This window comes from Burkholderia sp. Ax-1720 (assembly GCF_011753035.1).
Taxonomy (GTDB): Bacteria; Pseudomonadota; Gammaproteobacteria; order Burkholderiales; family Burkholderiaceae; genus Burkholderia; species Burkholderia gladioli.
The window spans coordinates 1-450 of sequence record NZ_VWWK01000476.1; the positions used below are offsets into that span (position 1 = coordinate 1).

1 protein-coding gene and 1 pseudogene are annotated in these 450 nt (G+C 67.6%); both read right to left on the minus strand.

Annotated features, from left to right (window positions below):
* Nucleotides 1–214: pseudogene (locus tag F3J18_RS37755) on the minus strand (multidrug transporter); the annotation flags it as partial.
* Between the two features lie 5 nt (nucleotides 215–219).
* The coding region (locus tag F3J18_RS37760) for an efflux RND transporter permease subunit (RefSeq protein WP_166917246.1) at nucleotides 220–450 on the minus strand (231 nt) is incomplete at its 5' end.

The window sequence follows — 450 nt, forward strand, 5'->3', positions numbered from 1 at the left end:
GGCGCGGATCGGCGAAGAAGTTGCGCCAGCCGATGTCGGCGGCGGCCTGGCCACTGGCGCTGCGCGCGCCGTCCGCGCCCGGTTGCGTCGCGTAGACGCCGTCGGACGGGAAGCTGCCCGACACGGGTGCGGCGGGGCGCTGGTAATGCGGCGCCATCGTGCAGCCCGTGGCGACCAGCGCGAAGGCCATTGCAGTCAAAACGAGTTTTCGCATGGTCATCAATGTTCCTTGTTACCCTCGCCGCCTTCCTGCGTGCGATGCGCATGCTCCTGCGCGAGACGCAGTGCTTCGTCGGGATCTTCCTTCTCGCCGCCGAACACGCCGCGCACCTTCACGAAGAACATCGGGATCATGAAGATCGCGAGGAAGGTCGCGGTCAGCATCCCGCCGATCACGCCGGTACCGATCGCGTGCTGGCTGGCCGAACCCGCGCCGTTGCTGATCGCCAG